Raw genomic sequence first — 25,017 nt, forward strand, 5'->3', positions numbered from 1 at the left:
CAATGACTAAATAAGGAAATCTTTATTATTCTGCTACCGGAACAATTTTTGTTGCGTGTGAACCTTTGTCACCGTGAATCACTTCAAACTGAACTTTTTGCCCCGCTTTTAATGAGCGATATCCATCCATTTCGATCACAGAATAATGTGCAAAAATATCAGTATCACTGCCTTCTGCAGAAATAAAGCCAAATCCTTTTGCATTATTAAACCATTTAACAACACCAACTTCCATAATTTAAACCTCTTATGGTTTTCGTCCTTTTAGAACTACGTTTACTTCAATAAGACAATTGCCCTATCACCTTGATATGTTGGCATTTATATTTAAATAAATTTCTCTCGCACGCAATAAGAAAAGTTATAAAATCAAACCGAGATCACAAAAAATAATAAAAATTAATCAGCAAAATCCCTTCAGCTTGTATAATTTACCACTTTATTCATTTTTATTTTGTTTTTGTGTATTTTTTTCCCGTAATTGTTTTGCCACTAAGGCAATGGCTTCACCACTTCCCACCCCTTGCGACATTAATTCTTGAATTTTCTCAACGGCAAGCTGTTGCTGTTCATGCGTTAAATTAAGTAAATCATTCTCTAACATTTTCTTTCCTTTATTATTTATATGAAAAGTGCGGTCGTTTTTTTACGTATTTTTTACCATTGAAAAATCTGCATTAAATTTTGCCATTTCTCATCTAACCCTGCCTGAAGCGTAATTGACTGTTGCGTTAACGGATGAACGAAGGTTAATTTTTCGGCATGTAACATTAAACGAGAACAGCCAGTGTGTTCTGTCAAAGCACGATTCTGGTGTAAATCGCCATACTGCGTATCACCTAAAATCGGATGAAAAATATGTTTCATATGGCGACGAAGCTGATGTTTACGCCCGGTTTTCGGTATTAAGCGAACCAATGAATAACGAGACGTGGCATAGCGCCCTACGCCATAAGGCATTTCAACGGTTTTCAATCCGTCATAAAACGTGACCGCACTTTGAGGTTCTTTATCCTGTTGAGCAAATTTATCGGCAATTTTATCCAATTGAACTTTCAACGGATAATCAATTTTCCCCTGCCCTGTCACATAACCACGAACCACGGCCAAATATTCTTTTTCCGTTTGTTTTTGCTCAAATTGATGGCATAACAAATTTGCTGTTTCACTGTTTAACGCAAATAACAACACACCGGATGTTGGCCTATCTAAGCGATGTATGGGATAAACCAATTGTCCGATCTGATCGCGTAAGGTTTGCATCACAAATTGGGTTTCATGACGATCCAACCAGCTACGATGTACTAGCATACCTGCCGGTTTATTCACCGCCACTATATGCTCGTCTTGATATAAAATCTCTAGTCTCATTGTTGTTGCAGCAATTCTTCGATTTCAATGATCGGGCGTAGTAATTCCGCCAAATACGCCTCTTCTTTTAGAGCTTCTTCCAAATAAGGGCTGATCGCGATTTGGCTTGGCAGCGTAGCTTGGCTTTCTAAAAGTGCATACATGCGCGGAATAAAAATCCATTGCAGCCATTCTGTCGGACTCATGGTGTCCAGTGCAAAAGGTTGCTCACTCAAGAATGCGTCTTCTTGAGGTGGCATCGTTTGCCACAACGCTAAACGCTCCATGGTTTGCTGCAAATTTTGTAAATGTAATCGGGTTTGTTGATACATAAAAAAGGCCTCGTAAAGAACGGCTCATTGTAGAAGATTTCGCGTTTTTGCGCCAGCCATGGCAAATTTAGTGTAAAATTCGCCCTTTCAACTTTAACGTTACCGTCTATGTATCTAATCGAAGCCTTTTTCTCTCTACAAAGTGATCTATTTTCTTTAGAACACCAAAGTCATTGCGTGAACCAAATTATTGAGCAATGGCGCTACAATGGGCAAATTATCGGACGTGAAATTCCACAATTTGTTGCCGAACAGGAAAATCAAACGGGGTTAGCTGTACGCGTTACCTGCCCGGAGCAAACCTCTCTTTTAGCGGAATTCAATAATTCCTCAGTGGATGAAGCCATTCAGGCAGCAGAAAAGTGCGGTGTATTTTTTGAGAGTTTTCAGATTGTGGCAGAAGATCTTAATTCAGAAATTACAGCGACAGAACCACCCTCTTGGCAACTGCTCTACACCACCTATTTGCAATCTTGCTCGCCACTACAAAGCGGTGATACTTTGCAGCCAATTCCGTTATATAAACAACTGAAAAACATACCGCACTTAGCAATGGATTTGATCAAATGGCAGGAAAATTGGCAAGCTTGCGATCAGTTGCAAATGAATGGTTCTGTGTTAGAAGAATCCGCCTTGGCACAAATTACCAACACGCAAAGCACGTTGTTTAAGCATGGCTATCATTTAGCACAGGAAATTGCGCGCCACAGCGGCATTCCAACTTACTATTATTTGTATCGCATCGGAGGCGAAAGCCGCGAGGCAGAGCTGCAATCCTGTTGCCCGCTGTGTAAACGAAACTGGACATTAAGCCAACCGCTTTTTGACTTCCTCTATTTTAAATGTGATCATTGCCGCCTCGTTTCAAATCTCTCATGGCATTGGCAATAAGGAAAACTATGCATTATCAAGATCCCAGCCTGAACGCCTTAAAACTCGGTCAGCAAACTCAATATGCGGAAAAATATGACCGCACTTTATTACAACCGGTCCCTCGCCATCTCAATCGCGACACGTTGGGCATTACACAAACACAGCCCTTTTCCATTGGTGCCGATATTTGGACGGCGTATGAAATTTCATGGCTCAACCTCAAAGGCGTTCCCCAAGTGGCGATTGCCGATGTACAAATTGATTTTTGTAGTGAAAATTTAATCGAATCGAAAAGTTTTAAACTCTATTTAAACAGTTTTAACCAAACAAAATTTGCTGACGCTGCCGAAGTGCAACACATCCTGCAACAGGATTTACAGGATTGCGCCAAAGGTGAAGTTAAGGTGCAATTAAATTCGCTGGCAAACTATACGGCACAGCCTATTGTTGCCCTATCAGGCGAATGTATTGATGAGTTAGATATTGAAATTCAGGATTATGCGTTTAACGCTGAGTTACTGAAAAATTGTACTGGGGATAATGTGGTCGAAGAAACGTTGGTCAGTCATTTGCTCAAATCCAACTGCCTTATTACCCAACAGCCGGATTGGGGGAGCTTGCAGATTCATTATGTGGGTAAACAAATTAATCGTGAGCAGTTATTGCGCTACATTATTTCTTTCCGTCAACATAACGAATTCCACGAGCAATGCGTTGAGCGTATTTTCTGTGACCTCATGCAATATGCAAAACCGGAAAAGCTGACGGTATATGCGCGCTACACTCGTCGAGGCGGGCTAGATATCAATCCATATCGCTCAAACTTTGAAGCGTTGCCACAAAACCTGCGATTAGCACGACAATAAACATCAAGTGCGGTCACAAAATTTGTTAGATTTTATGACCGCACTTTTACGTTCTAAACTAAATTCTTGTCACATCAAACTTCGTTAGATCAATACCGTCTTCCGTGCCGTAAAACTTAACTAACGCTTGTCGCAAAGTTTCGGCCCGTTTTGGTAAACCTTTTTCCGCATAGACCTTCACTTGTTCATAGACCGCCTGTTTAAACGGTTGAGTATCACCAGGTTGCCCATTGAGATTATCAGCGCTGGCAAAATAACGAAAACCGGCAGCGGTTGCCAAAATCCATTCTAATGCTTGCGGTTTGACTTCCACTTTTTCAAATAAACGTTGTTGCTCTTCGCTACGTCCATCAGGTTCATACCAATAGCCAAAATCTTCTAATTTACGGCGTTCTTTACCGGCGACCAGCCAGTGGGAGATTTCATGTAATCCACTGCTGTAAAAACCACGCGCAAAATAAATGGCATTGTAAGGGCAATCCTCATTTGCCGGAACATACAATGGCTCATCGCCCCCTTTGACTAATTTGGTGTTGTATTCTTGTTCAAAACATTGATTAAAAATATGGATTAAATCTTCGATATGATGTTCCATTTTGACTCCAAAAAATAAACCCGCTTAAAGAAGCGGGTTGCAATAATAAAGCCTTTGCGGCGAACCGAAAAGGCTTTTTTTGTTTAGTTATCAGAGGAGGCAGAATCGTCGTTTTTTTCTACCGCACTTTCAGGCTGTTGAGTCTCTACTGCTTTAGGCTCTTCAGCTTTTGGCTGTTGAGGCTCAGCGCTATTAGTGCCCTTCGGTTCTTCCCAACCGGCTGGCGGTGTAACCGGTTGGCGATTCATCAACTGTTTAATTTGCTCTTCTTCAATGGTTTCATATTTTACTAACGCATCTTTCATGGCGTGTAAAATATCCATATTGTCGATCAGAATTTGTCTCGCACGTTCATAGTTACGACTCACAATCGCACGCACTTCCTCATCAATCACATGAGCAGTTTCATCAGACATGTGTTTTGCTTTCGCCATGGAACGCCCCAAGAATACTTCCCCGTCATCCTCAGTGTAAAGAATTGGACCAAGTTTATCGGAGAAACCCCATTGAGTAACCATGTTACGAGCAATATTAGTTGCCACTTTAATATCGTTAGAAGCGCCTGTAGAAATATTTTCTTCGCCGTAAATCAAGTCTTCTGCTAAACGCCCTGCGTACAATGTAGAAAGTTTACTTTCCAATTGTTTTTGACTGATGCTGACTTGGTCGCCTTCCGGTAAGAAGAAGGTTACACCTAAAGCACGTCCGCGTGGAATAATTGTTACTTTATGCACTGGATCGTGTTCCGGCACCAAATAACCGACAATGGCATGACCCGCTTCATGATATGCGGTGGACTCTTTTTGCTTGTCAGTCATGATCATGGTGCGACGTTCAGGTCCCATGTTGATTTTGTCTTTGGCTTTTTCAAACTCAACCATCGTAACGATACGTTTATTGGTGCGTGCAGCAAATAACGCCGCTTCATTCACCAAGTTTGCCAAATCCGCACCGGAATAGCCCGGCGTACCTCGCGCAAGGGTCATTGCATCAACATCCGGCCCAACAGGCACTTTTCGCATGTGAACTTTAAGAATTTGCTCACGACCTTTCACATCAGGCAATCCAACCACAACTTGACGGTCGAAACGTCCCGGGCGGGTTAACGCTGGGTCTAAAACATCCGGACGGTTAGTTGCAGCAATCACGATAACGCCTTCATTACCTTCAAAGCCATCCATTTCAACCAACATTTGGTTTAAGGTTTGCTCGCGTTCATCATGACCACCACCAAGCCCAGCACCACGTTGGCGACCGACGGCATCGATTTCATCGATAAAAATCAAACAAGGCGCATTTTTCTTCGCTTGTTCAAACATATCGCGCACACGAGAAGCCCCAACCCCCACGAACATTTCAACGAAATCAGAACCGGAAATCGTGAAGAAAGGTACTTTCGCTTCACCGGCAATCGCTTTTGCCAATAACGTTTTACCGGTCCCCGGAGGACCAACCATTAAAATCCCTTTTGGAATTTTACCGCCTAAATTTTGGAATTTTTTCGGTTCACGTAAGAAGTCAACGATTTCAGCCACTTCTTCTTTCGCTTCATCACAACCGGCCACATCGGCAAAAGTGGTTTTGATTTGCTCTTGTGTCATCATACGCGCGCGACTTTTGCCAAAGCTCATGGCTTTACCGCCACCACCTTGCATTTGACGCATGAAGAAAACCCAGACGCCGATTAATAACAACATCGGGAACCAAGCAATCAAGATTTGAGATAATAATCCTCTTCTTTCCGGAGGCGTGCCTTCTACTTTGACTTTTTTATTTAATAAATCATTCAGTAAGTTTTTATCTTCTAAAGGAATGACTGTTGTATATCTAGAACCGTCTGCTTTGGTAACTAAAATTTCATTGTCTTCAAACTTAGCCTGACGCACCTGACTATTTTCAACATCAGTAATAAAAGTTGTATAGTCCGTTACACTGCCGGTAGAAGTCGAATTAAAACTTTGATATGCCGTCATCATTACAACAGCAACAATAACCCAAAGAATTAAATTTTTTACCATATCGTTCAAGGCATTACCCCATACTTATAAAGTTAATAAAATGTTGCAAGGTTACTATATTTATTTCGAAAGTTAAAGTTATCAAATTGATTGTCTTTCTTTGTTACTTAACCCATTAAAACTTATAGCCACTTGCAACGATATAAACTTCCCGAGAGCGATCTCGAGAGGCCTCAGGTTTCCGAACTTTTACTACACTAAAGAGAGAACGAATCTCTTTTAAGTATTCATCAAAACCTTCACCCTGAAAAACTTTTACAACAAAACTGCCTTTGTTCGCCAACACCTGTTTGCACATATCTAATGCAAGCTCGACCAAATACATTGCGCGTGGAATATCCACTGATGGCATTCCACTGAAATTAGGCGCCATATCCGACATCACCACATCGACTTTTTCTTCGCCAACGCGTTCTAGCAAAGTACTCAGGACATTTTCATCACGGAAATCCCCTTGTAGGAAATCAACCCCTACAATGGGATCCATCTCCAAAATATCGCATGCGATAACGCGTCCATTCCGACCAATTTGGCTGACGACATACTGCGACCAACCACCCGGAGCGGCACCAAGATCGACCACTGTCATACCCGGTTTAAATAAACGGTCTGTTTGCTGGATTTCATCAAGTTTGAAATATGCACGGGAACGCAGTTTTTGCTTATGCGCTTTTTGTACAAAAGGATCTTTAAAATGTTCGTTTAACCAGCGAGTAGAACTCGCCGAGCGTTTTTTCTTGCCCATAACCTGTCTTGTATTTTGTAATGTCGTTATATATGAAGGCTTAAGCTTTACTTTTCAAGCCTTAAATCATCATTAATAAAAAATCCACCTTTCCTCGATTTTTGACAGAAAGGTGGCTTAAATCAGAATGGTGCTTATTGTAGCAATTAAAGTGCGGTCTATAAAACGATCGTTTTATTTTTATAAACGAAAATACGATCGTGCAATGCCAAATCTAAAGCGCGACTCAATACTGTTTTTTCTACATCACGCCCGGCTTTCATCATAGATTCCGCGCTATAAGTATGGTCAATATTGATCACATTCTGCATAATAATCGGTCCTTGATCCAACTCATTATTAATAAAATGCGCTGTTGCACCAATAATTTTCACGCCGCGTTCATAAGCTTGTTGATAAGGTTTCGCACCAATAAATGCCGGTAAGAATGAGTGGTGAATATTAATAACTCGATTAGGATAACGAGCCACAAATTTTGGATTTAGCACGCGCATATACTTCGCAAGCACAATGTAATCCGGTGCAAATTCATCAATTTTTTCAGCGAGCAACTCATCGTGTTCTTCACGGGTTAAATCTTGATGACTAATGCAGAAAAACGGTACATCAAAACGTTCTGCCAACGTACGCAATGAATCATGATTTCCAATCACGGCAGCAATCTCCACATCAAGACCACCATAGTAATTTTTCATCAAAATATCGCCTAAACAATGCGCCTCTTTCGTGACTAAAATCACAATTCGTTTACGTTTTGTACTGATGAGACGGCAATTGGTCCCTTCAGGTAAACTCAGCGCTAAATCGGCCAACAAAGTTTCTTCATTAAAAATCCCTTGTAGTTCCGTGCGCATAAAAAAATGTTTGGTTTCAAAATCAACAAATTCATTATTATGCACAATATTTAATTGATGCTTATAACAAATATTTGTGATCTTAGAAATAAGTCCTTTCGCATCAGGACAATCTGTCAATAATATTTTATTTTCAACCATATTATCCTCTTAATAAAAAAGAAACCCATAAAAATGGGTTTCTTACGATAATTAAAACAATATTAAATTTCAAAATCGGATAAAGATTGACCTTTATCTAATTTTGTTTGAATCGCTTTTGGCGTACGGCCTTGACCAGTCCAAGTTTTTGTTACGCCATTTTCATCCACATACTGATACTTTGCAGGGCGTGTTTCTCGCTTCTTACGAGGAACTTCCGCACCTAAAATCTCAGCTAATTCATCGACGGTAATACCTTCTTGTTTCAATAAATCTTTATATTTAGCGATGCGTTCTTGACGCTCTTTTTCCTCTTGTTGAATTTTCAAGAGTTCTTCTCTTTTTTCAGAAATAACCAGTTGTAACTTTTCTAAAATACTTTCTAATAATTCCAACGATTCGTTTCGAGCAAGTACACGTAAACTACGAATATTTGTTAAAACTTTTAACACTTCAGCCATTAAATTTACCTCCGATATTCATTATTAATATAAAATCCTTAACTATCATAAACAAATAAATATTCTAGGTAAACAGAATTTATCGAATTTATTTATGACGTAAAATTTCATTTTCCTTATTGGCATTCCTCTTTTTTTATTGTAGTCTTGTGGTGTCCTATACATACGTAGAGGTGCAAACGTTATAAGTATATTTTCAGAGTGGATAACGATGAAGAAAATGGAAAGGAACGTTTGCCGAAATCAGTTAAAAGTCGTTTTAACTGGTTGGTGGCGTCTTCGAAAGAACCGTCACTGTCATAGTCAATAACAACTATGGAGCGCTACTGGTTAGGTTGGGTCTTTATTTACCTGCCGTTTTAAATCATTTCTGATTATTCTAAATATTTAAAGTCAGTGGTTCTCCCTTAATTTTAGGTAGAACAACATATGGAACTCATCGATTATTCATCGTCAATTTGGTCAATACTTCCTCCTTTACTTGCGTTAGTATTAGCGATTGTTACGCGTAAAGTTATCCTTTCTTTAAGTGTCGGGATTCTGGTCGGTGCCACCATGTTGGCGAACTTCGAACCGCTGAATACCTTAGTGTATTTAAAAAATAATATTTCTTCCCTTTTCATTACAGAAGACGGTTTGAATAGCAACAACATTAACATTCTGCTTTTCTTATTATTGCTTGGCGTTTTGACCGCACTTTTAAGCATGTCCGGCAGTAACCGTGCATTTGCCGAATGGGCGCAAAAACACATTAAAGATCGTCGTGGTGCAAAATTAGTTGCCGCAGCACTAGTTTTCATTACCTTTATTGATGACTATTTCCACAGCTTAGCTGTCGGTGCAATTGCTCGCCCAATTACCGATAAATTCAAAGTATCTCGCGCTAAATTAGCTTATATTCTCGACTCTACAGCCGCGCCGATGTGTGTGCTTATGCCGGTGTCCAGCTGGGGAGCGTACATTATTACGTTAATCGCAGGCTTATTTGCAACCTACTCACTCACCGGCTACACCCCTATCGGTGCATTTATGGCAATGAGTGCTATGAACTTTTATGCCATTTTCTCCATTTTAATGGTGTTCTTTGTTGCCTATTTCTCTTTTGATATTGGCTCGATGGCACAACATGAAAAACTTGCATTAGAAGCTGAAAATACAGAAGAAGAACAACTCTCTGACATAAAAGGCCATGTACGTAATCTTGTACTACCGATTTTAACCTTAATTATCGTGACCGTTTCCGCCATGATGTATACGGGTAACGAAGCCTTAGCCGCCGATGGCAAACCTTTCTCTATCTTAGGTGCATTTGAAAATACCACCGTTGGCGTGTCATTAGTGACCGGTGGTTTAAGTGCGGTATTAGTTGCTTCACTTTGTATTTTTGCCGATCGTTTGGTGAATACCTCCGAATACATCAAAGCGTGGGGCGTAGGGATTAAATCCATGTCTGGTGCGATTCTCATTTTATTCTTCGCATGGACAATTAATAATGTGGTAAGCGATGTGAAAACCGGTGCTTATTTAGCCTCTTTAGTTTCCGATACATTGCCACTTGCTTTATTACCTGCACTTTTATTTATTTTGGCATCCGTTATGGCATTCTCCACCGGCACCAGCTGGGGAACCTTCGGTATTATGTTACCTATCGCTGCAGCAATCGCCTCTCACGCAATGCCTGGCTCTGTAGAATTTATGTTGCCTTGCTTATCCGCAGTGATGGCGGGAGCCGTTTGCGGTGACCACTGCTCACCGGTATCCGATACGACCATTTTGTCTTCCACTGGGGCAAAATGCGACCACATGGATCACGTTACCTCACAGTTGCCTTATGCCCTTACCGTGGCAACCGCAACTATTGCGGGCTATATCGTTGTCGGTTTCACCTATTCCGGTCTACTTGGTTTTATCACCACAGGTGCTGTACTTGCCTTACTCGTGTTTATCTTTAAAAAACGCTAAATTGTGATCTAGCGCACAAAACCAAAACAAAAAATATAATTTTGTTAAATTTATAAAATGCGGCATAAAGTCGCATTTTTTATACCTAAAATAAAAATAATTTTATAAAAAACCAAAATTAAAATTTAAAAAGAATTTTATACTGGCAAATTCAGAAAAAATTCATTTTTCCATCAAATTTTAAATAGACAACTTAGCTGCTTTCCATTAAAAATAATTTCATTCCTACAAAGTACCCACATTTACGTTGTTTATGTAAAAGTGCGGTAAAAAAAATCAGCGTTTTTTGAAGCAACATATTAAGAGGTGAAAATGAAAAAATTATCGGGAGCAGAAATGGTCGTTCAATCCTTGCGTGATCAAGGTGTTGAATTTTTATTTGGTTATCCTGGCGGTACAGTTTTAGACATTTATGATGCCATTCATACCCTCGGCGGTATTGAACATATTTTAGTACGCCACGAACAAGCCGCAGTACACATGGCTGATGGTTACGCACGAGCCACCGGTAAAGTAGGCTGTGTTTTAGTTACCTCCGGCCCTGGTGCCACCAATGCCATTACCGGCATTGCTACCGCATATGCGGATTCTATTCCGTTAGTGGTGCTTTCCGGGCAAGTACCATCGGGGTTAATTGGTAGTGATGCCTTCCAAGAATGCGACATGGTGGGGATTTCCCGTCCGGTCGTGAAACACAGTTTTTTAGTTAAAAACCCGGAAGACATTCCGACCATCATTAAGAAAGCCTTTTATATTGCCTCTACCGGTCGTCCAGGCCCTGTGGTCATTGATTTACCAAAAGATGTTGTTAATCCATTAAACAAATTTGCCTACACTTATCCGGAAGAAGTCACTTTGCGTTCTTACAGCCCAACGGTGCAAGGTCACAAAGGGCAAATCAAAAAAGCCTTAAAAGCCTTATTGGTGGCAAAAAAACCGGTGCTTTTCGTGGGCGGTGGTGTCATTTCGGCCAACTGCCACAATGCCTTAACACGCTTTGCTAAACAGTTAAATTTGCCAGTCACATCTTCTCTTATGGGCCTAGGCGCATTCCCGGGTACGGATAGACAATTCCTTGGGATGCTTGGTATGCACGGCACTTATGAAGCCAATACGGCAATGCATAACAGCGACTTGATTTTAGGTATCGGCGTTCGCTTTGACGATCGCACCACCAATAATCTCGCGAAATATTGCCCGAATGCGAAAGTGATTCATGTGGATGTGGATCCCACCTCCATTTCCAAAACCGTACCGGTGGCAATTCCAATTGTAGGCAGCGCAGAAAGCGTATTAGACGAATTTTTATCGTTATTGGAAGATGAAAACCTTGCGAAATCCCAATCTGATTTAACCGATTGGTGGAAAGAAATCGAACAATGGAAAGCAGAAAAATGCCTCAATTTCGATCGTCACAGTGGCGTGATCAAACCACAGCAAGTGCTTGAAACGATTTATCGCCTAACCAAGGGTAATGCCTATGTGGCATCTGATGTAGGACAACACCAAATGTTTGCTGCATTACACTACCCGTTCGACCAACCACGTCGTTGGATCAATTCCGGTGGGCTTGGCACCATGGGCTTCGGTTTACCTGCTGCACTTGGCGTAAAACTTGCCGATCCGAAAGCGACGGTGGTTTGTATTACCGGTGATGGAAGTATTCAAATGAACATTCAAGAACTTTCTACCGCCAAACAGTATGATATTCCTATCGTCGTCATTTGTTTGAACAACCATTTCCTCGGTATGGTGAAACAATGGCAGGATTTGATTTATTCCGGTCGCCATTCGCAAACTTACATGAACTCGTTGCCGGATTTCGTAAAATTAGCGGAAGCCTACGATCATGTGGGTATTCAAATCGCCAAACCGGAAGAACTGGAAGAAAAACTCCAACAAGCGTTCAGTATAAAAAATAAACTGGTCTTTGTTGACGTCAACGTTGATGCCAACGAACACGTTTACCCAATGCAAGTGCGTGGTGGCGCTATGAATGAAATGATTTTGACTAAACCGGAGAATGCATAATGCGTAGAATTTTATCAGTATTACTCGAAAATGAATCAGGTGCGTTATCCCGCGTCGTCGCCTTATTCTCACAACGTGCTTTCAACATTGAAAGCCTTACTGTAGCACCAACAGACGATCCAACGTTATCCCGTATGACTATCGAAACCTACGGTGATGAACAAGTGCTAGAGCAAATTGAAAAGCAACTACACAAATTAGTGGATGTGTTCAAAGTGATTAATTTAAGCGGCTGCGAACACGTTGAGCGTGAAGTGATGTTAATTAAAGTACGTGCACAAGGCGCAGCGCGAGAAGAACTGAAACGTTTGACGGATATTTTCCGTGCGCAAATTGTGGACGTCACCACGAAGTCTTACATCATCCAGCTCACCGGCACCAAAGACAAACTGGACGCCTTCGTGAGTACCCTAAAAGAAGAAGCCGTTGTCATCGAAATCGTCCGCTCCGGTTTAGTGAGCTTACCACGTGGAGAAAAAGGCTATTTATAGTCGCTATATAAACACCAAGTGCGGTCAAAATTCGTTGTAAATTTTGACCGCACTTTTTATTTAATTTTTTAAATACGCAAGAGCAAAGCAAATCCCACTTAACAGTTTGATAAGCTTATTTCCACCCAATCCCAGCATATTTTGAACATATAAACAATTTTGTGACATGCATTCCATTTTTAATAAAATGAGATGCTATAATCTACGTAGTTACATGCAAAATTTGTGCAATTTAATCAATCTACGATCTATTTCTGACATTTATAAGGAGTTAATGTGAAATTAGATGAAATCGCCAAGTTAGCGGGCGTTTCTTGCACAACGGTGAGCTACGTTGTGAATGGAAAAGCTAAACAATATCGCGTAAGCGATAGCACGATAGCCAAAGTGCAGGCGCTGATTAAGCAATATGATTTCAAACCCAATGCCATGGCGGCAAGCTTGCGCGTAGGTAAAAGTAAAACTATTGGTTTGATTATTCCTGATTTTGAAAATATCAGCTACGCAAAAATCGCCAACAAGTTAGAAAATCGCTTGCGAGAAAAAGGATATCAGCTGTTAATTTCTTGCTCCAATGATCATATTGAAAATGAACAAGACTGCGTAAAACATTTATTACAACGTCAAGTTGATGCGTTGGTTGTCTCTTCTGCTCTACCTTATAACACAGATTTTTATCAAAATGCCGATGTACCTGTTATTGGGTTTGATCGCCGTATTCAATCCCCCAATGTGGTAAATGTATTGACCGATGATGAAGGCGATGCATGTCGCTTAGCAGAGGAATTTCTCAAACTGCCAAATCAACAGCAGGTGTTATTCTTTGGCGCACTGTCTGAATTGCCCACTAGCAAGGAGCGTGAGCTGGGTTTTCGCAAAGCACTGAAAGATAAAACGGTAAAAGTTGATTATTTATATACAGATAAATTTCATAAAAACAATGCGGCAAATACATTTGCACAATGGTTATCAGAAAAAGGGAATTTGCCAACAACCATTTTTACCACTTCATTTACGCTATTAGAAGGCGTGATGTTGGTATTATTACAACGTTTTGGGCATGTGCCTCATCACTTAACGATTGCAACCTTTGGTCATTTTGAAATGTTGGAGTTATTAGAAAACCCGGTGATTTGTAGCGTGCAAGATTACGATAAAGTATCGCAATCTCTATTGAATTTGGCATTTGATGCTATTTCGAAAAAACATAAAACAACAGTAAATAGCACGCCTTTAAGCCGTAAAGTCATTAAGTACCACTGTTAGCATCCGTCACATCGGGAATCGTCACCGGTGGGGGCAAAGGTTCCGGTACCCCTAAAAAGTGCGGTTCCCTTTCCATTAATAAATCCCACACAGCCTGCAAGCGGGCAAAAAATTCTCGCACTCGCACTTTTGTATAACCTTGCGGATAATCGGCAACGAAACAAATAGCATCAATGTCATGGAATTTTGCAATAAATAGAGCGCGTTCACAGTGGAATTTTTGTGAAATGATCGTGAGAGAATGAGCTTGAAACACTTGATCGGCACGAACCACGGAATCCAATGTGCGGAATCCGGCAAAATCTAAATAAATAAACTCTTGCGGAACGCCCATCTTTTTCAAATCTTTCAACATGGTACGCGGTTCATTGTATTGCAATGTACGGTTATCACCACTTAACAATAAATAATCTACTTTTCTTTTTTCAAACAAACGTTGAGCAGTCAATAATCGATTGTAATAAAAGAGATTCAGAGTGTTATCCGAGAAATATTTTGACGTGCCAAGCACCAAGCCATAAGGACGATTTGGCACTTTTTCGATGTCATAGTAAATGTCATTACGCACATAGTATCCAATGGTCTGATCAACAATCACCAACAAAATCGCAAAAAAAGCCATAAATAACGCCATGTAACGGGAAAGCCGTTTCATCTGCGTTAGTGTGAAATATATTTGTAACTTTTCTTTTAAATTCAATTTCATTGGCTGTTTTATCAGAAAAAATTGGTATTCAACATAATGAAAAAAAGCCTGGAATTCAAGTGTAATTTCGTTATTTATAGCCTTAAAAACTTCCAGATGTTTAGACGTCTAAAATTTCTTGACAAGGGATAGCCGCAGGATGTAACGTTACTCACCTTTACTGATAACAAGAGAAATTGCGCCGGATTTTGCAATGACAATAAAAAAGACCACCGTTTTTACCCATCAACCTTTACAGCTTACGTTAGGCGGTCAACTGGAACACATCGACGTTGCCTATCAAACTTACGGTGTATTGAATGCGGATAAAAGCAATGCCGTGTTAATTTGCCATGCCCTTACCGGGGATGCCGAACCTTATTTTGATCAAGAGGCAAACCAACAAGGTTGGTGGCAAAACTTCATGGGTGACGGATTGGCATTAGACACTTCGCGCTATTTCTTTATTTGTTCCAATGTGCTTGGTGGTTGTAAAGGCACAACCGGTCCTTCTTCAGTTAATCCGCAAACCGGTCGTCCATACGGCAGTCAATTTCCTACCGTCGTAGTACAAGATATTGTAAAAGTACAAAAAGCATTACTAGACTCACTGGCGATTCCACATTTACACGCCATCATTGGGGGCTCTTTTGGCGGAATGCAAGCCAATCAATGGGCGATTGATTACCCTGATTTTGTTTCCAACGTAGTAAATTTATGCTCTTCTCTGTCTTTCAGTGCAGAAGCCATCGGATTTAATCACGTCATGCGTCAAGCGGTTATCAGTGACCCAAATTTCAATAACGGCGATTATTACGACGGTGCAAAACCGGATAAAGGATTAGCGTTAGCGCGTATGCTTGGCATGCTTACCTATCGCACAGATGTTCAGCTGACCAAAGCTTTCGGACGCGCGACCAAAGCAGAAGGCAATTTGCAGGGGGACTATTTCCAAGTGGAATCTTATTTGAGCTACCAAGGACAGAAATTTCTTGCGCGCTTCGATGCCAATAGCTACCTGCATTTACTACGCGCGTTGGATTTATACGATCCAAGCCTCGGTTATGCCGACTTAAAAACCGCACTTTCTCGCATTCAAGCACGTTACACGTTAGTTTCTGTGGATAACGATCAACTGTTCAAATTGCCGGAATTACGCAAAAGCAAACAGCTATTGGAAGAAAATGGCGTGAATTTAAATTATTACGAATTCAGCTCTGACTATGGTCATGATGCCTTTTTAGTGGACTACGCCTTTTTTGAACATAAAATCCGTGATGGATTAGCAGGAAAAATAGAAAAATGAGTCTAAAAAGAAACCGCACTTTAAAACGAAGTGCGGTTTCTTTTTGATGTGTTTTTCATTAGAAAATGGAAAACGCTAAAACAAGAATCACGCTAAGAGAAAGCGCAACCGTCATCATTGCATAACCGAAAGTCCCCATGATTCACCTCTTTTTTTTGTCTTTATGTTAAAAGAGCCTATATCTTAACAAAAAATTCACATAAAAAGCCAACCAAATATGAAAAAGCCGACAGATTAATAAAAATTCTGTGTTATGCCCTTAACCAAAAGTACTTACCTCTTTATAATAGCCAAAATTTTTTAGGGAGAACGTTATGGCTACCATCAAAGATGTTGCCAAAATGGCAGGCGTATCCACCACCACGGTGTCGCACGTAATCAATAAAACCCGCTTTGTGGCACAAGAAACCGAAAGTTTGGTTTTACAGGCCATCAAAGATCTGAATTATTCCCCAAGTGCGGTGGCGCGTAGCCTTAAAGTGAATACCACCAAATCTATCGGCATGATCGTCACCACCAGTGAAGCGCCTTATTTTGCGGAAATCATTCATGCAGTAGAAGAACACTGCTATCGCCAAGGTTATTCATTGTTTCTGTGTAACACGCAAAATAATGCGGAAAAAATCAAAAACCATTTAGAAATGCTAGCGAAAAAACGCGTAGATGGCATTTTGGTTATGTGTTCCGAATACTTGCCGGATTCGTTAAATCTACTTCATTCCTTTGAAAATATCCCGATGGTCGTGATGGATTGGGGCCCGAACGTACACACAGACATCATCCAAGATAACAGCTTTGATGGCGGCTATTTAGCCACCAAACATCTCATTGAAAACGGCCATAAACACATCGGCATTATTGCCGGTGAGCTCACCAAAACAACCGCGAAAACCCGTTATGAGGGCTTTATCCATGCGATAAAAGAAGCCGGTTTAACCGTTAATCCGAACTGGGTGATGGAAGGCTTTTTTGAACCGGAAGACGGCTATGAGTGCATGAATAAAATTTTAAGCCAAGATAACTTACCAACCGCGGTATTTTGTTGTAACGATCTCATGGCGTTGGGTGCGATTTCCGCGATTGGCGAAAAAGGCTTACGTGTACCGGAAGACATTTCCATTATCGGTTATGACAACATTCATGCCTCCCGTTTTTATTCACCGCCGCTGACAACCGTGCACCAATCTAAGTCTCGTTTAGGTGTGCAAGCGGTGAATTTATTGTTTGAACGCATTAACCATAAATCCGATCAAAAAGAAAAAATTGAAATCTACCCTGAATTGGTGGTTCGCAAATCGGTGAAAAAGATAGTATAAGTAAATAAAAAAGGGGCTAAAAAAGCCCCTTTTCTTCGCATTTAAAACACCATAAAAACCGACCGCACTTTCTCCCACAATTATGCTATGATGAGCCCTCAATTTACTGCATGGAATACACAAATGAGCGAATTCAAAAAACTGGATCCCGATACGGCAATTGATATTGCCTACGATATTTTTCTAGAGATGGCACCGGAAAATCTCGATCCTGCCGATATTCTGTTATTTAATCTGCAATTTGAAGAACGTGGCGCTGTTGAGTTTGTTGAAACCGCCGATAACTGGGAAGAAGAAATTGGCGTGTTAATTGATCCGGAAGAATATGCCGAAGTCTGGATTGGACTGGTGAATGAACAAGATGAAATGGATGATATTTTTGCCAAGTTTTTAATTTCTCACCGAGAAGAAGATCGTCAATATCATATTATTTGGAAAGAATAACGCGTATTTCCGTTCATTCCGGCACGTTAATACCCTCGCCCTGTTCGTCTAACACAGGGCGAAAAACACGGTAAAAACCCACCGCACTTTCAGTCTTTCCTATTCCTCTACAGGCAGCACAAACCAACCAATCGGACGTAACTTAACAAAATACTCGGGCTGATTTGGTATGTAATCATTTGGATTTAAATGCACCAATAATGGCAAACCATGCCATTGCACCTGAATCTCCCAATAACTCCCCATAGAAATCGCCGATTGTACTTCACAACGTTCCGCAGGTTCGCCGGTGAGTGCCAAGAACACGCCTTCAGGGCGAATACCGAGCACATAGTTTCCCTCTTGCGGTGGCACATCTGATTCAATCGACAACGCATTTTCTGCCAGAACATAGTTTCCGTTTTTTACGCTTACCGGAAAGAAAGACACCTCGCCCATGAAGTTTGCCGTAAAACGAGAGGTTGGATGATGATAGAGGGTATTCGGCAAACCAATCTGTTCGACTTTTCCTTGATTCATCACCACTACTGCATCAGAAATAGCAAAGGCTTCTGTTTGATCGTGAGTCACATAAAGCACCGTAATACCGAGTTTTTGTTGTAAATGGCGAATCATCTCACGCATCGTACGACGCAAATTGGTATCCAAATTACTTAACGGCTCATCAAATAATAAAATTTGTGGCGTAATCACCAACGCCCGCGCCAAGGCGACACGTTGTTGTTGTCCACCGGAAAGTTGTTCAATACGGCGATGCTCAAACCCTTCAAGTTCCACCATTTTTAATGCTCGGCTAACTTTTTCAGCAATGTCGGAGGAATGGGTTTCCTGCATTTTTAAACCAAATGCCACATTTTCCCCCACCGTTAAATGAGGGAAAAGCGCGTAGGATTGAAAAACAATCCCCACGCCTCGCTGTTGTGGCGGTAGACAGCTGATATCCTTTCCGTCACATAAAATTTGCCCTTGATCGAGATCTTCCAACCCGGCAATAAGACGTAGAATGGTGGTTTTGCCACAACCTGAGGCGCCCAATAAAGTCGTAAATTTACCTTTTTCAAAGGTAAGATTGAAATCTTGCAATACCTTGGTTGAACCAAAAGCTTTATAAACCTGTTTTAATTCAATATATTGTGTCATGTTATCGTCCTAACTTTGTCTCACCAACCCATCGACCGAATAAGCCGATAACCAGCATCATAATCACAATTAAACTGGCGCCGTACGCCACCGCTAAGCCGTAATCGCCGTCTTCCACCCGATTTAAAATAAATGACGTTGCCACGCGGGTGCTTGGTGTAACTAAGAAAATAATCGCGCTAATGGTCGTCATCGCACGCACAAAACTGGTCACCAAAGCAGACAATAAAGCGGGCTTCAATAAAGGCAAGGTAATAAAACGTAACGTCTGAAACGCGCTAGCTTTTAAAGAATAGGCGGCTTCATCCAATGCCGGATCCAGTTGTTTAAAATTCACTAATGCGGCACGCAAACCAATGGGCATATTGCGCGTGACCATCGAAAGCACAATGATCGCCCCGGTGCCGGTTAAATAGAGCGGCACATTATTGAACGCAAGGATGTAAGACACCCCGGCAACCGTTCCCGGCACCGCAAAACTGAGTAACGTCAGAAATTCAATGTGTTTTTGTCCGAAGAAGCGATGACGAGAAAAGAAATACGCCAATAAAAAACCGCTCATGGCAGTAAAAGGTGCGGCGATCACGGCGAATAATACGGTTTGCACTAAAGACGGAATCGCACCGTTCTTCCAGCCTTGTCCGAATAGCGTGATGTAGTGTTGCAAAGTAAAGGTGTGATTAACACCCCAGTTCTGCATCACGCTGCCGTAAAAAATACTGCCGTACAATACGGCATTGAAGCCAACCCAGGCAGCAAAAATGCTCACAACGGTGATTTTTAAACCAAGAGATAACGGCGTACTGCGTCCTTCAAACCCTTTGCCCGAGAGCGTGACATAATTTTTGCGCCCGATAGAATGATATTGCAGCCAGAAAACGCCGAGAGAAATGCTTAACAAAATAATCCCCAAGACACTTGCGGAGAAATAATCGTTTTGCGCCCCCACAATGTAAAAATAAATTTGCGTTGCTAACACATCAAAATTGCCGCCTAACACGAAAGGCGAGCTGAAATCCGCCAAAGATTGCACCATCACGATTAAAAAGGCATTGGCTAGTGCCGGTTTTAATAACGGCAACACGATAAAACGGAAACTCTGCCAACGATTTGCGCCGAGCATGACGGCGGCTTCTTCCAATTTCGGGGAAAGGTTTTTTAATGCCCCTTCCAACAACATAAATGCCATGGGCGTTAATGCCAACGTGTGGGAAATCAGAATACCGTTAAAACCATAAAGCCAATTCGGGTTCACGCCGAAATGTTGCGCGAGAAATTGTGTCACATAGCCTGAGCGACCAAACATCAACATCACGCCTAAGCTAACAACAAAAGGCGGCGTCACCATCGGCAACAAAGAAAAAACCTTACTGATGAAAAAACTGCGTTTGGCAATTCTTGTGGTGTACAACGCCAAAACAAGCGCAAAGGCAACAGAACATACGCCGACCGCAGACGATACCGCCAAGGAATTGCCAATGACTTTCCACAAGCCAAGGTGGTTTAATAACGTAAAAACATTACCAGACTCACCGGATTCGCCGGTAAAAAAGATCGTAAATAATGCGCTTATCGGATAAAAAATAAAGCCGATCACCAACACGGCAAGCCCGGTGGCGACCGCCAATAAAAAACGCTCCCCCCGTAAAAAACCTAAATGCGCTAAGGCATCCACGAATATGGCGCCGATGGCAATAAACAGGAAAATCACCGCATAGCCGAAACGGAAAGCATAGGCCTCCGCCGAGAACCAAATGAAAGCAACCAAAAGTGCGGTCAAAATAACGGTTATTTTTGCGGAACAACGAGAATCAGGCAGTCGCTGAAAAAAGGGGAAAATCCATAATGCACCAAACCACAGCCAACTGATATTGACCTGAACCCATCCCATCGCGGCAAAATATTCTGTTGCGGTCGCCCCGAAAAGACCATAATCCAAGGCTCGCACCGGCAAACAGGCAAATGCCAGAAAAGCGAGTAAAATCCAAGTGATAGGCTGATGGAATAGGTGTTTTAGCATGGATACGTCAGCATAAGATCTTGCTCGGCACAGCATAGGGTGCCGAGCATCGGTAGGATTATTTCGATAATTTGATGTCAGCCAGCCACTTATTAATTAATCGCTTGCCTTCATCTTTAGAACCGAATTTCACAAAATCAAATTCAACAAAATCTAATTTCTTCGGGTCAACGGATTTTGGTGAAGATTCCGCGTTGGCATTGGTTGGGATTTGATATAAACCGAATTCACGCCATGGTATTTCCTGCACCTCTTTCGACAACACAAAATCCATAAAAAGTTTGGCATTATCGAGGTTGCGTGCGCCTTTAATAATACTCGCACCGCCCAACGCATAACCGGTTTTGCCTTGTGGGATCACCGTTTCCACCGGCGCGCCTTTTTCTTTTTCCGTGGCATACGCATGCACAAAACCAACACTCACCGCACTTTCACCACGAGATAAATTCGCTGTCACCAAATTACTTTTCACATATTGCGAGACATTTTCATTAAGCTTTTTCAAATAATCAAAGGCTTTCTCTTCGCCCCAAAGTTGAATCAAGGTTGCCATGATCGTATAAGTCGTACCGGAAGCACGCGGATCCGGCAGTTGAATTTCACCTTTATATTCCGGTTTGAGTAAGTCTTCCCAGGTTTGCGGCGCAGGCAATCCTAGTTGCGCCAATTTTTGTGTATTCACACCAAAGCCCAACACCAACATGTAGGCTACGGAAGTGAAATCACCCTTTTGCGCCATGAGTGGTTTAAACTGCGGTAAAATTTCCGCTTGTTTTGGCGAACGGTAGGCTTCTAACAAACCCAACTCGCCCGCCTGGAAATGAGGCTCAATGGTGCCGCCATACCAAAAATCTGCCTGCGGATTATCTTTCTCCGCGTTGATCTTGCCAAAAATGGTTTCAGTGCCTCCGTGCACAAATTCGGTTTTCACGTCATATTTTTCACCAAACTGCGTCGTTACCTTTTCACACAAGGCATTTTGCACCGTGCAATACACGGTCAAACGTCCTTCCGCCGCCGCCTGTTGGCTAAAAAATAAAGACGAAAGACACACCAAACCTAAACTCTGTTTAAACCATTTTTGCATTTGAACGCTCTCTTATAACTGACATAACGAAAGGCTCAGATTATATGCCATTACATGAAAAAATCGAAACCGATTGCGTTTAATTTTTATGCCAATGAAAGCCGAATAAATACAGGTACAACCAATATCATGTAAACAAAAACGAGGAACTTGTGGGTGCGGTTTAACATTTGTTGGGAAAAAAGACCGCACTTTTCGTTTTTATCTACTCATTTGATTCTTTAGGTGGTTTTAATCTTTATCAAAACATAACATTAAAGGTAGAATAACGCCTTAATTCTCAATTATTTTTATGATTTCTAAGGAGTTTCAATCATGGCCACTGCAATTCAACAACGAGAAGAGCTTCAACGCCGTATTTGGCAAATCGCGAATGATGTACGAGGCGCTGTTGATGGTTGGGATTTTAAACAGTATGTTTTGGGTACACTTTTCTATCGCTTTATCAGTGAAAACTTTGCCAACTATATTGAAGGTGGCGATGATAGCGTTGATTATTCTGCGTTTAATGATGACAACCCTATTATTGCTGCCATCAAAGAAGATACTATCAAAGCAAAAGGCTATTTTATTTACCCTAGCCAATTATTTAAAAATGTCGTGGCAACAGCCAATACTAATCCGAATTTAAATACAGACCTAAAAAGCATTTTTACAGATATTGAAAACTCCGCTACTGGCTACCCTTCTGAACAGGATATCAAAGGCTTATTTGCTGATTTTGATACCACCAGCAACCGCTTGGGCAATACCGTTGCCGATAAAAACAGCCGTCTCGCTGCGGTATTAAAAGGCGTTGCCGAGTTAGATTTTGGTGACTTTGAAGATAATCATATTGATTTATTCGGTGATGCTTACGAATTTTTAATTTCCAACTATGCCGCTAATGCCGGTAAATCGGGTGGTGAGTTCTTTACGCCACAATGCGTTTCCAAGCTGATTGCCCGATTGGCTTTATATGGACAAGACAAGGTCAATAAAATTTACGACCCTGCTGCCGGTTCGGGTTCTTTATTATTGCAAGCGAAAAAACAATTTGATGAACACATCATCGAAGAAGGATTCTTCGGGCAGGAAATCAATCACACCACTTACAACCTTGCCCGTATGAATATGTTTTTACATAACATCAACTACGACAAGTTTGATATCGCCCTTGGCAACACCTTAATGAATCCTCAATTTGGTGACGATAAACCCTTCGATGCTATCGTTTCTAACCCGCCTTATTCTGTAAAATGGATTGGCTCGGATGACCCAACACTGATTAACGATGAACGCTTTGCCCCTGCCGGCGTGCTTGCGCCAAAATCCAAAGCGGACTTCGCCTTTATTTTGCATGCGTTAAGCTATCTTTCAGCAAAAGGCCGTGCGGCGATTGTCTCCTTCCCCGGTATTTTTTATCGTGGCGGTGCGGAACAAAAAATTCGTCAATATTTGGTGGATAATAACTATGTGGAAACGGTAATTGCGCTTGCGCCAAATCTCTTTTTCGGCACCAGTATTGCGGTGAATATTTTGGTGCTTTCCAAACATAAACCCGATACCCAAACCCAATTTATCGATGCCAGCGGTTTATTTAAATCCGCCACCAATAACAATATTTTGGAAGAGGAACATATCGAGCAAATTCTCAAATTGTTTGCCGATAAAGAAGATGTACCGCATTTAGCCAAATCCGTGTCCTTTGAAGACATCGTTAACAATGAATACAACCTTGCGGTGAGTTCTTATGTGGAACAAAAAGACACCCGAGAGGTGATTGATATCGATAAACTCAATGCGGAAATTAAACAAACCGTTGCTAATATCGACCGCTTGCGTGCGGAAATTGACAAGATTGTGGCGGAGATTGAGGGGTAAAACACCATGAAAAACAACCACACTTTTTTAGAAAAATTATTAGATGGGGCTGAGGTTGAGTGGAAGCCCTTAGATGAAGTTGCCAATATCGTCAATAATGCAAGAAAACCTGTCAAATCATCCTTACGAGTGTCAGGGAATATTCCATATTATGGTGCAAATAATATACAGGATTATGTCGAGGGATATACTCACGATGGAGAATTTGTATTAATTGCTGAAGATGGTTCTGCTAGTCTAGAAAATTACTCTATCCAATGGGCTGTAGGTAAATTTTGGGCAAATAACCACGTTCATGTAGTGAATGGCAAAGAAAAATTAAATAATCGTTTTTTATACCATTATTTAACTAATATGAATTTCATTCCATTCTTAGCTGGAAAGGATCGTGCAAAATTAACAAAAGCTAAACTACAACAAATTCCAATCCCCATCCCCCCACTCTCCGTCCAAACCGAAATCGTAAAAATTTTGGACGCATTGACAGCGCTTACCAGCGAGCTTACCAGCGAGCTTATACTACGCCGGAAGCAATATGAATACTATCGGGAGAGATTGTTATCTTTCGATAGTTTAGAACGATTAAATATGGGGGGGGCGAAGAAGAAACTTATTGATGTGGCTTATTTCCAAAATGGGAAAGGGCATGAAAAAAACATTGATGAAAATGGTTCATTTATTGTTATAAATTCAAAATTTATTTCAACAAATGGAGCTGTAAAAAAATACTGTAATGACCAGCTTGTTCCTTTATTTAAAGAGGATATTTTGATTGTGATGAGTGATTTGCCAAATGGAAAGGCTCTTGCAAAAACATTCTTTGTAACAGAAGACAACAAATATACTCTTAATCAACGTATAGGAAGAATTACAGTAAAAGAAGAGGTGGAATTACTCCCTAGTTTTGTTAATCATTTTTTAAATAGAAATAAACAATTGACAAAATATGATAATGGTACAGATCAGACAAATTTAAGAAAGGATCAAATACTTGATGTTGTAATACCAATTCCTCCACTCGAAGAACAACAACGTATCGTTTCAATCTTAGATAAATTTGAAACCCTCACCAACTCCATCACCGAAGGCTTGCCTTTAGCGATTGAACAAAGCCAAAAGCGGTATGAGTATTACAGAGAATTGTTATTGAATTTCCCAGGCAGAGAATAAT

The 25,017-nt window shown here is 41.1% G+C and carries 24 protein-coding genes and 1 riboswitch; of the genes, 11 read left to right on the forward strand and 13 right to left on the reverse strand.

The features are described from left to right. Nucleotides 1-25: 25 nt before the first annotated feature. The 4 genes from cspD to DQN58_RS07515 form a co-directional block, all read right to left on the reverse strand. On the reverse strand, nucleotides 26-235 hold the full coding sequence (cspD, locus tag DQN58_RS07500; RefSeq protein WP_006718354.1) for a cold shock domain-containing protein CspD: 210 nt from the start codon (nucleotides 233-235) through the stop codon (nucleotides 26-28). Nucleotides 236-439: 204 nt separating this feature from the next. Then, entirely contained in the window at nucleotides 440-604 is a 165-nt protein-coding gene (locus DQN58_RS07505) for a YoaH family protein (protein ID WP_006718357.1), read from the reverse strand. A 53-nt stretch (nucleotides 605-657) separates the two neighbouring features. After that, entirely contained in the window at nucleotides 658-1,371 is a 714-nt protein-coding gene (gene truC, locus DQN58_RS07510) for a tRNA pseudouridine(65) synthase TruC (RefSeq protein WP_006718358.1), read from the reverse strand. Then, nucleotides 1,368-1,682 carry a YqcC family protein gene (locus DQN58_RS07515; protein WP_006718361.1) on the reverse strand — a complete coding sequence of 105 codons (315 nt, stop codon included), beginning with the start codon at nucleotides 1,680-1,682 and terminating at the stop codon, nucleotides 1,368-1,370. Before DQN58_RS07515 ends, truC begins: the two co-directional genes overlap by 4 nt. Nucleotides 1,683-1,790: 108 nt before the next feature. Here DQN58_RS07515 and DQN58_RS07520 point away from each other — a divergent pair, with 108 nt between their 5' ends. Beyond that, nucleotides 1,791-2,573, forward strand: coding sequence for a Zn-ribbon-containing protein (locus DQN58_RS07520; protein WP_006718363.1), 783 nt, complete (start codon nucleotides 1,791-1,793; stop codon nucleotides 2,571-2,573). An 8-nt stretch (nucleotides 2,574-2,581) separates the two neighbouring features. Next, nucleotides 2,582-3,421: an NADPH-dependent 7-cyano-7-deazaguanine reductase QueF gene (gene queF / locus DQN58_RS07525; RefSeq protein ID WP_032997889.1), complete on the forward strand. Its 840-nt coding sequence runs from the start codon at nucleotides 2,582-2,584 to the stop codon at nucleotides 3,419-3,421. A 58-nt stretch (nucleotides 3,422-3,479) separates the two neighbouring features. Here the strand turns inward: queF and DQN58_RS07530 are convergent, their stop codons facing one another. The 5 genes from DQN58_RS07530 to DQN58_RS07550 form a co-directional block, all read right to left on the reverse strand. Further along, nucleotides 3,480-4,016 (reverse strand): elongation factor P hydroxylase, encoded by a 537-nt coding sequence (locus tag DQN58_RS07530; protein ID WP_006718366.1) that lies wholly within the window; start codon nucleotides 4,014-4,016, stop codon nucleotides 3,480-3,482. 83 nt (nucleotides 4,017-4,099) lie between these two features. Further along, nucleotides 4,100-6,034 (reverse strand): ATP-dependent zinc metalloprotease FtsH, encoded by a 1,935-nt coding sequence (gene ftsH, locus DQN58_RS07535; RefSeq protein ID WP_006718368.1) that lies wholly within the window; start codon nucleotides 6,032-6,034, stop codon nucleotides 4,100-4,102. Nucleotides 6,035-6,149: 115 nt separating this feature from the next. Beyond that, entirely contained in the window at nucleotides 6,150-6,779 is a 630-nt protein-coding gene (rlmE, locus tag DQN58_RS07540) for a 23S rRNA (uridine(2552)-2'-O)-methyltransferase RlmE (RefSeq protein WP_006718370.1), read from the reverse strand. A 158-nt stretch (nucleotides 6,780-6,937) separates the two neighbouring features. Continuing rightward, complete coding sequence (gene purU / locus DQN58_RS07545) at nucleotides 6,938-7,774, reverse strand: formyltetrahydrofolate deformylase (protein WP_006718372.1); 837 nt, start codon at nucleotides 7,772-7,774, stop codon at nucleotides 6,938-6,940. Nucleotides 7,775-7,836: 62 nt separating this feature from the next. Beyond that, nucleotides 7,837-8,235 (reverse strand): H-NS family histone-like protein, encoded by a 399-nt coding sequence (locus tag DQN58_RS07550; RefSeq protein ID WP_006718374.1) that lies wholly within the window; start codon nucleotides 8,233-8,235, stop codon nucleotides 7,837-7,839. Nucleotides 8,236-8,395: 160 nt separating this feature from the next. Further along, a riboswitch (Lysine riboswitch) is annotated at nucleotides 8,396-8,569 on the forward strand. A 95-nt stretch (nucleotides 8,570-8,664) separates the two neighbouring features. On the opposite strand from DQN58_RS07550, the gene DQN58_RS07555 reads away from it, so the two are divergent. The 4 genes from DQN58_RS07555 to cra all read left to right on the forward strand — a co-directional run bounded on the left by DQN58_RS07555 (nucleotide 8,665) and on the right by cra (nucleotide 13,985). Continuing rightward, nucleotides 8,665-10,197: a Na+/H+ antiporter NhaC family protein gene (locus DQN58_RS07555; RefSeq protein ID WP_006718377.1), complete on the forward strand. Its 1,533-nt coding sequence runs from the start codon at nucleotides 8,665-8,667 to the stop codon at nucleotides 10,195-10,197. 312 nt (nucleotides 10,198-10,509) lie between these two features. Further along, nucleotides 10,510-12,228 (forward strand): acetolactate synthase 3 large subunit, encoded by a 1,719-nt coding sequence (locus tag DQN58_RS07560; RefSeq protein WP_006718379.1) that lies wholly within the window; start codon nucleotides 10,510-10,512, stop codon nucleotides 12,226-12,228. Further along, nucleotides 12,228-12,719 (forward strand): acetolactate synthase small subunit, encoded by a 492-nt coding sequence (ilvN, locus tag DQN58_RS07565; protein ID WP_006718381.1) that lies wholly within the window; start codon nucleotides 12,228-12,230, stop codon nucleotides 12,717-12,719. The genes DQN58_RS07560 and ilvN overlap by 1 nt, the downstream gene beginning before the upstream one ends. A 276-nt stretch (nucleotides 12,720-12,995) precedes the next feature. Then, nucleotides 12,996-13,985 carry a catabolite repressor/activator gene (gene cra / locus DQN58_RS07570; RefSeq protein WP_006718383.1) on the forward strand — a complete coding sequence of 330 codons (990 nt, stop codon included), beginning with the start codon at nucleotides 12,996-12,998 and terminating at the stop codon, nucleotides 13,983-13,985. Here cra and DQN58_RS07575 read toward each other — a convergent pair. Further along, complete coding sequence (locus DQN58_RS07575) at nucleotides 13,969-14,691, reverse strand: SanA/YdcF family protein (RefSeq protein ID WP_006718386.1); 723 nt, start codon at nucleotides 14,689-14,691, stop codon at nucleotides 13,969-13,971. The genes cra and DQN58_RS07575 overlap by 17 nt on opposite strands. A gap of 193 nt (nucleotides 14,692-14,884) precedes the next feature. On the opposite strand from DQN58_RS07575, the gene metX reads away from it, so the two are divergent. From metX to DQN58_RS07590, 3 genes are all read left to right on the forward strand, one after another. Further along, the gene (gene metX, locus DQN58_RS07580; RefSeq protein WP_006718387.1) at nucleotides 14,885-15,976 is read left to right on the forward strand and encodes a homoserine O-acetyltransferase MetX; all 1,092 of its coding nucleotides are present in this window, start codon (nucleotides 14,885-14,887) and stop codon (nucleotides 15,974-15,976) included. Between the two features lie 314 nt (nucleotides 15,977-16,290). After that, nucleotides 16,291-17,292 carry an HTH-type transcriptional repressor PurR gene (purR, locus tag DQN58_RS07585; protein ID WP_006718389.1) on the forward strand — a complete coding sequence of 334 codons (1,002 nt, stop codon included), beginning with the start codon at nucleotides 16,291-16,293 and terminating at the stop codon, nucleotides 17,290-17,292. Between the two features lie 123 nt (nucleotides 17,293-17,415). After that, nucleotides 17,416-17,736 (forward strand): HI1450 family dsDNA-mimic protein, encoded by a 321-nt coding sequence (locus tag DQN58_RS07590; protein ID WP_032997890.1) that lies wholly within the window; start codon nucleotides 17,416-17,418, stop codon nucleotides 17,734-17,736. A 99-nt stretch (nucleotides 17,737-17,835) separates the two neighbouring features. Here DQN58_RS07590 and DQN58_RS07595 read toward each other — a convergent pair whose 3' ends face one another. Genes DQN58_RS07595 through DQN58_RS07605 form a run of 3 tightly spaced genes read right to left on the reverse strand, consistent with a single transcriptional unit; the run spans nucleotide 17,836 to nucleotide 21,983 of the window. Further along, on the reverse strand, nucleotides 17,836-18,876 hold the full coding sequence (locus DQN58_RS07595) for an ATP-binding cassette domain-containing protein (protein WP_006718393.1): 1,041 nt from the start codon (nucleotides 18,874-18,876) through the stop codon (nucleotides 17,836-17,838). A gap of 1 nt (nucleotide 18,877) precedes the next feature. Continuing rightward, a complete protein-coding gene (locus DQN58_RS07600; RefSeq protein ID WP_006718395.1) occupies nucleotides 18,878-20,896 on the reverse strand; it encodes an ABC transporter permease in 2,019 nt (672 codons plus the stop codon). A gap of 58 nt (nucleotides 20,897-20,954) precedes the next feature. Further along, nucleotides 20,955-21,983 carry an ABC transporter substrate-binding protein gene (locus tag DQN58_RS07605; protein WP_006718398.1) on the reverse strand — a complete coding sequence of 343 codons (1,029 nt, stop codon included), beginning with the start codon at nucleotides 21,981-21,983 and terminating at the stop codon, nucleotides 20,955-20,957. 315 nt (nucleotides 21,984-22,298) lie between these two features. Here DQN58_RS07605 and DQN58_RS07610 point away from each other — a divergent pair, with 315 nt between their 5' ends. Both DQN58_RS07610 and DQN58_RS07615 read left to right on the forward strand, forming a co-directional pair. Next, complete coding sequence (locus tag DQN58_RS07610) at nucleotides 22,299-23,846, forward strand: type I restriction-modification system subunit M (protein WP_006718399.1); 1,548 nt, start codon at nucleotides 22,299-22,301, stop codon at nucleotides 23,844-23,846. A 6-nt stretch (nucleotides 23,847-23,852) separates the two neighbouring features. Beyond that, nucleotides 23,853-25,016, forward strand: a complete 1,164-nt coding sequence (locus tag DQN58_RS07615) for a restriction endonuclease subunit S (RefSeq protein ID WP_109103825.1) — start codon at nucleotides 23,853-23,855, stop codon at nucleotides 25,014-25,016. Nucleotide 25,017 lies beyond the last annotated feature (1 nt).

This window comes from Aggregatibacter segnis ATCC 33393, from assembly GCF_900476035.1.
GTDB classification, from domain to species: domain Bacteria; phylum Pseudomonadota; class Gammaproteobacteria; order Enterobacterales; family Pasteurellaceae; genus Aggregatibacter; species Aggregatibacter segnis.

Excerpts from the sequence above, each read along its gene's own strand:
- DQN58_RS07560 (WP_006718379.1), top strand. The coding sequence starts at position 10,510 with ATGAAAAAATTATCGGGAGCAGAAATGGTCGTTCAATCCTTGCGTGAT.
- ftsH (WP_006718368.1), bottom strand. The coding sequence starts at position 6,034 with ATGGTAAAAAATTTAATTCTTTGGGTTATTGTTGCTGTTGTAATGATG.
- DQN58_RS07615 (WP_109103825.1), top strand. The coding sequence starts at position 23,853 with ATGAAAAACAACCACACTTTTTTAGAAAAATTATTAGATGGGGCTGAG.
- DQN58_RS07605 (WP_006718398.1), bottom strand. The coding sequence starts at position 21,983 with ATGCAAAAATGGTTTAAACAGAGTTTAGGTTTGGTGTGTCTTTCGTCT.
- DQN58_RS07550 (WP_006718374.1), bottom strand. The coding sequence starts at position 8,235 with ATGGCTGAAGTGTTAAAAGTTTTAACAAATATTCGTAGTTTACGTGTA.
- DQN58_RS07520 (WP_006718363.1), top strand. The coding sequence starts at position 1,791 with ATGTATCTAATCGAAGCCTTTTTCTCTCTACAAAGTGATCTATTTTCT.
- DQN58_RS07575 (WP_006718386.1), bottom strand. The coding sequence starts at position 14,691 with ATGAAATTGAATTTAAAAGAAAAGTTACAAATATATTTCACACTAACG.
- cspD (WP_006718354.1), bottom strand. The coding sequence starts at position 235 with ATGGAAGTTGGTGTTGTTAAATGGTTTAATAATGCAAAAGGATTTGGC.
- rlmE (WP_006718370.1), bottom strand. The coding sequence starts at position 6,779 with ATGGGCAAGAAAAAACGCTCGGCGAGTTCTACTCGCTGGTTAAACGAA.
- DQN58_RS07530 (WP_006718366.1), bottom strand. The coding sequence starts at position 4,016 with ATGGAACATCATATCGAAGATTTAATCCATATTTTTAATCAATGTTTT.
- purU (WP_006718372.1), bottom strand. The coding sequence starts at position 7,774 with ATGGTTGAAAATAAAATATTATTGACAGATTGTCCTGATGCGAAAGGA.
- metX (WP_006718387.1), top strand. The coding sequence starts at position 14,885 with ATGACAATAAAAAAGACCACCGTTTTTACCCATCAACCTTTACAGCTT.
- DQN58_RS07600 (WP_006718395.1), bottom strand. The coding sequence starts at position 20,896 with ATGCTAAAACACCTATTCCATCAGCCTATCACTTGGATTTTACTCGCT.
- DQN58_RS07555 (WP_006718377.1), top strand. The coding sequence starts at position 8,665 with ATGGAACTCATCGATTATTCATCGTCAATTTGGTCAATACTTCCTCCT.
- queF (WP_032997889.1), top strand. The coding sequence starts at position 2,582 with ATGCATTATCAAGATCCCAGCCTGAACGCCTTAAAACTCGGTCAGCAA.
- truC (WP_006718358.1), bottom strand. The coding sequence starts at position 1,371 with ATGAGACTAGAGATTTTATATCAAGACGAGCATATAGTGGCGGTGAAT.
- DQN58_RS07590 (WP_032997890.1), top strand. The coding sequence starts at position 17,416 with ATGAGCGAATTCAAAAAACTGGATCCCGATACGGCAATTGATATTGCC.
- purR (WP_006718389.1), top strand. The coding sequence starts at position 16,291 with ATGGCTACCATCAAAGATGTTGCCAAAATGGCAGGCGTATCCACCACC.
- DQN58_RS07595 (WP_006718393.1), bottom strand. The coding sequence starts at position 18,876 with ATGACACAATATATTGAATTAAAACAGGTTTATAAAGCTTTTGGTTCA.
- DQN58_RS07515 (WP_006718361.1), bottom strand. The coding sequence starts at position 1,682 with ATGTATCAACAAACCCGATTACATTTACAAAATTTGCAGCAAACCATG.
- DQN58_RS07505 (WP_006718357.1), bottom strand. The coding sequence starts at position 604 with ATGTTAGAGAATGATTTACTTAATTTAACGCATGAACAGCAACAGCTT.
- ilvN (WP_006718381.1), top strand. The coding sequence starts at position 12,228 with ATGCGTAGAATTTTATCAGTATTACTCGAAAATGAATCAGGTGCGTTA.
- DQN58_RS07610 (WP_006718399.1), top strand. The coding sequence starts at position 22,299 with ATGGCCACTGCAATTCAACAACGAGAAGAGCTTCAACGCCGTATTTGG.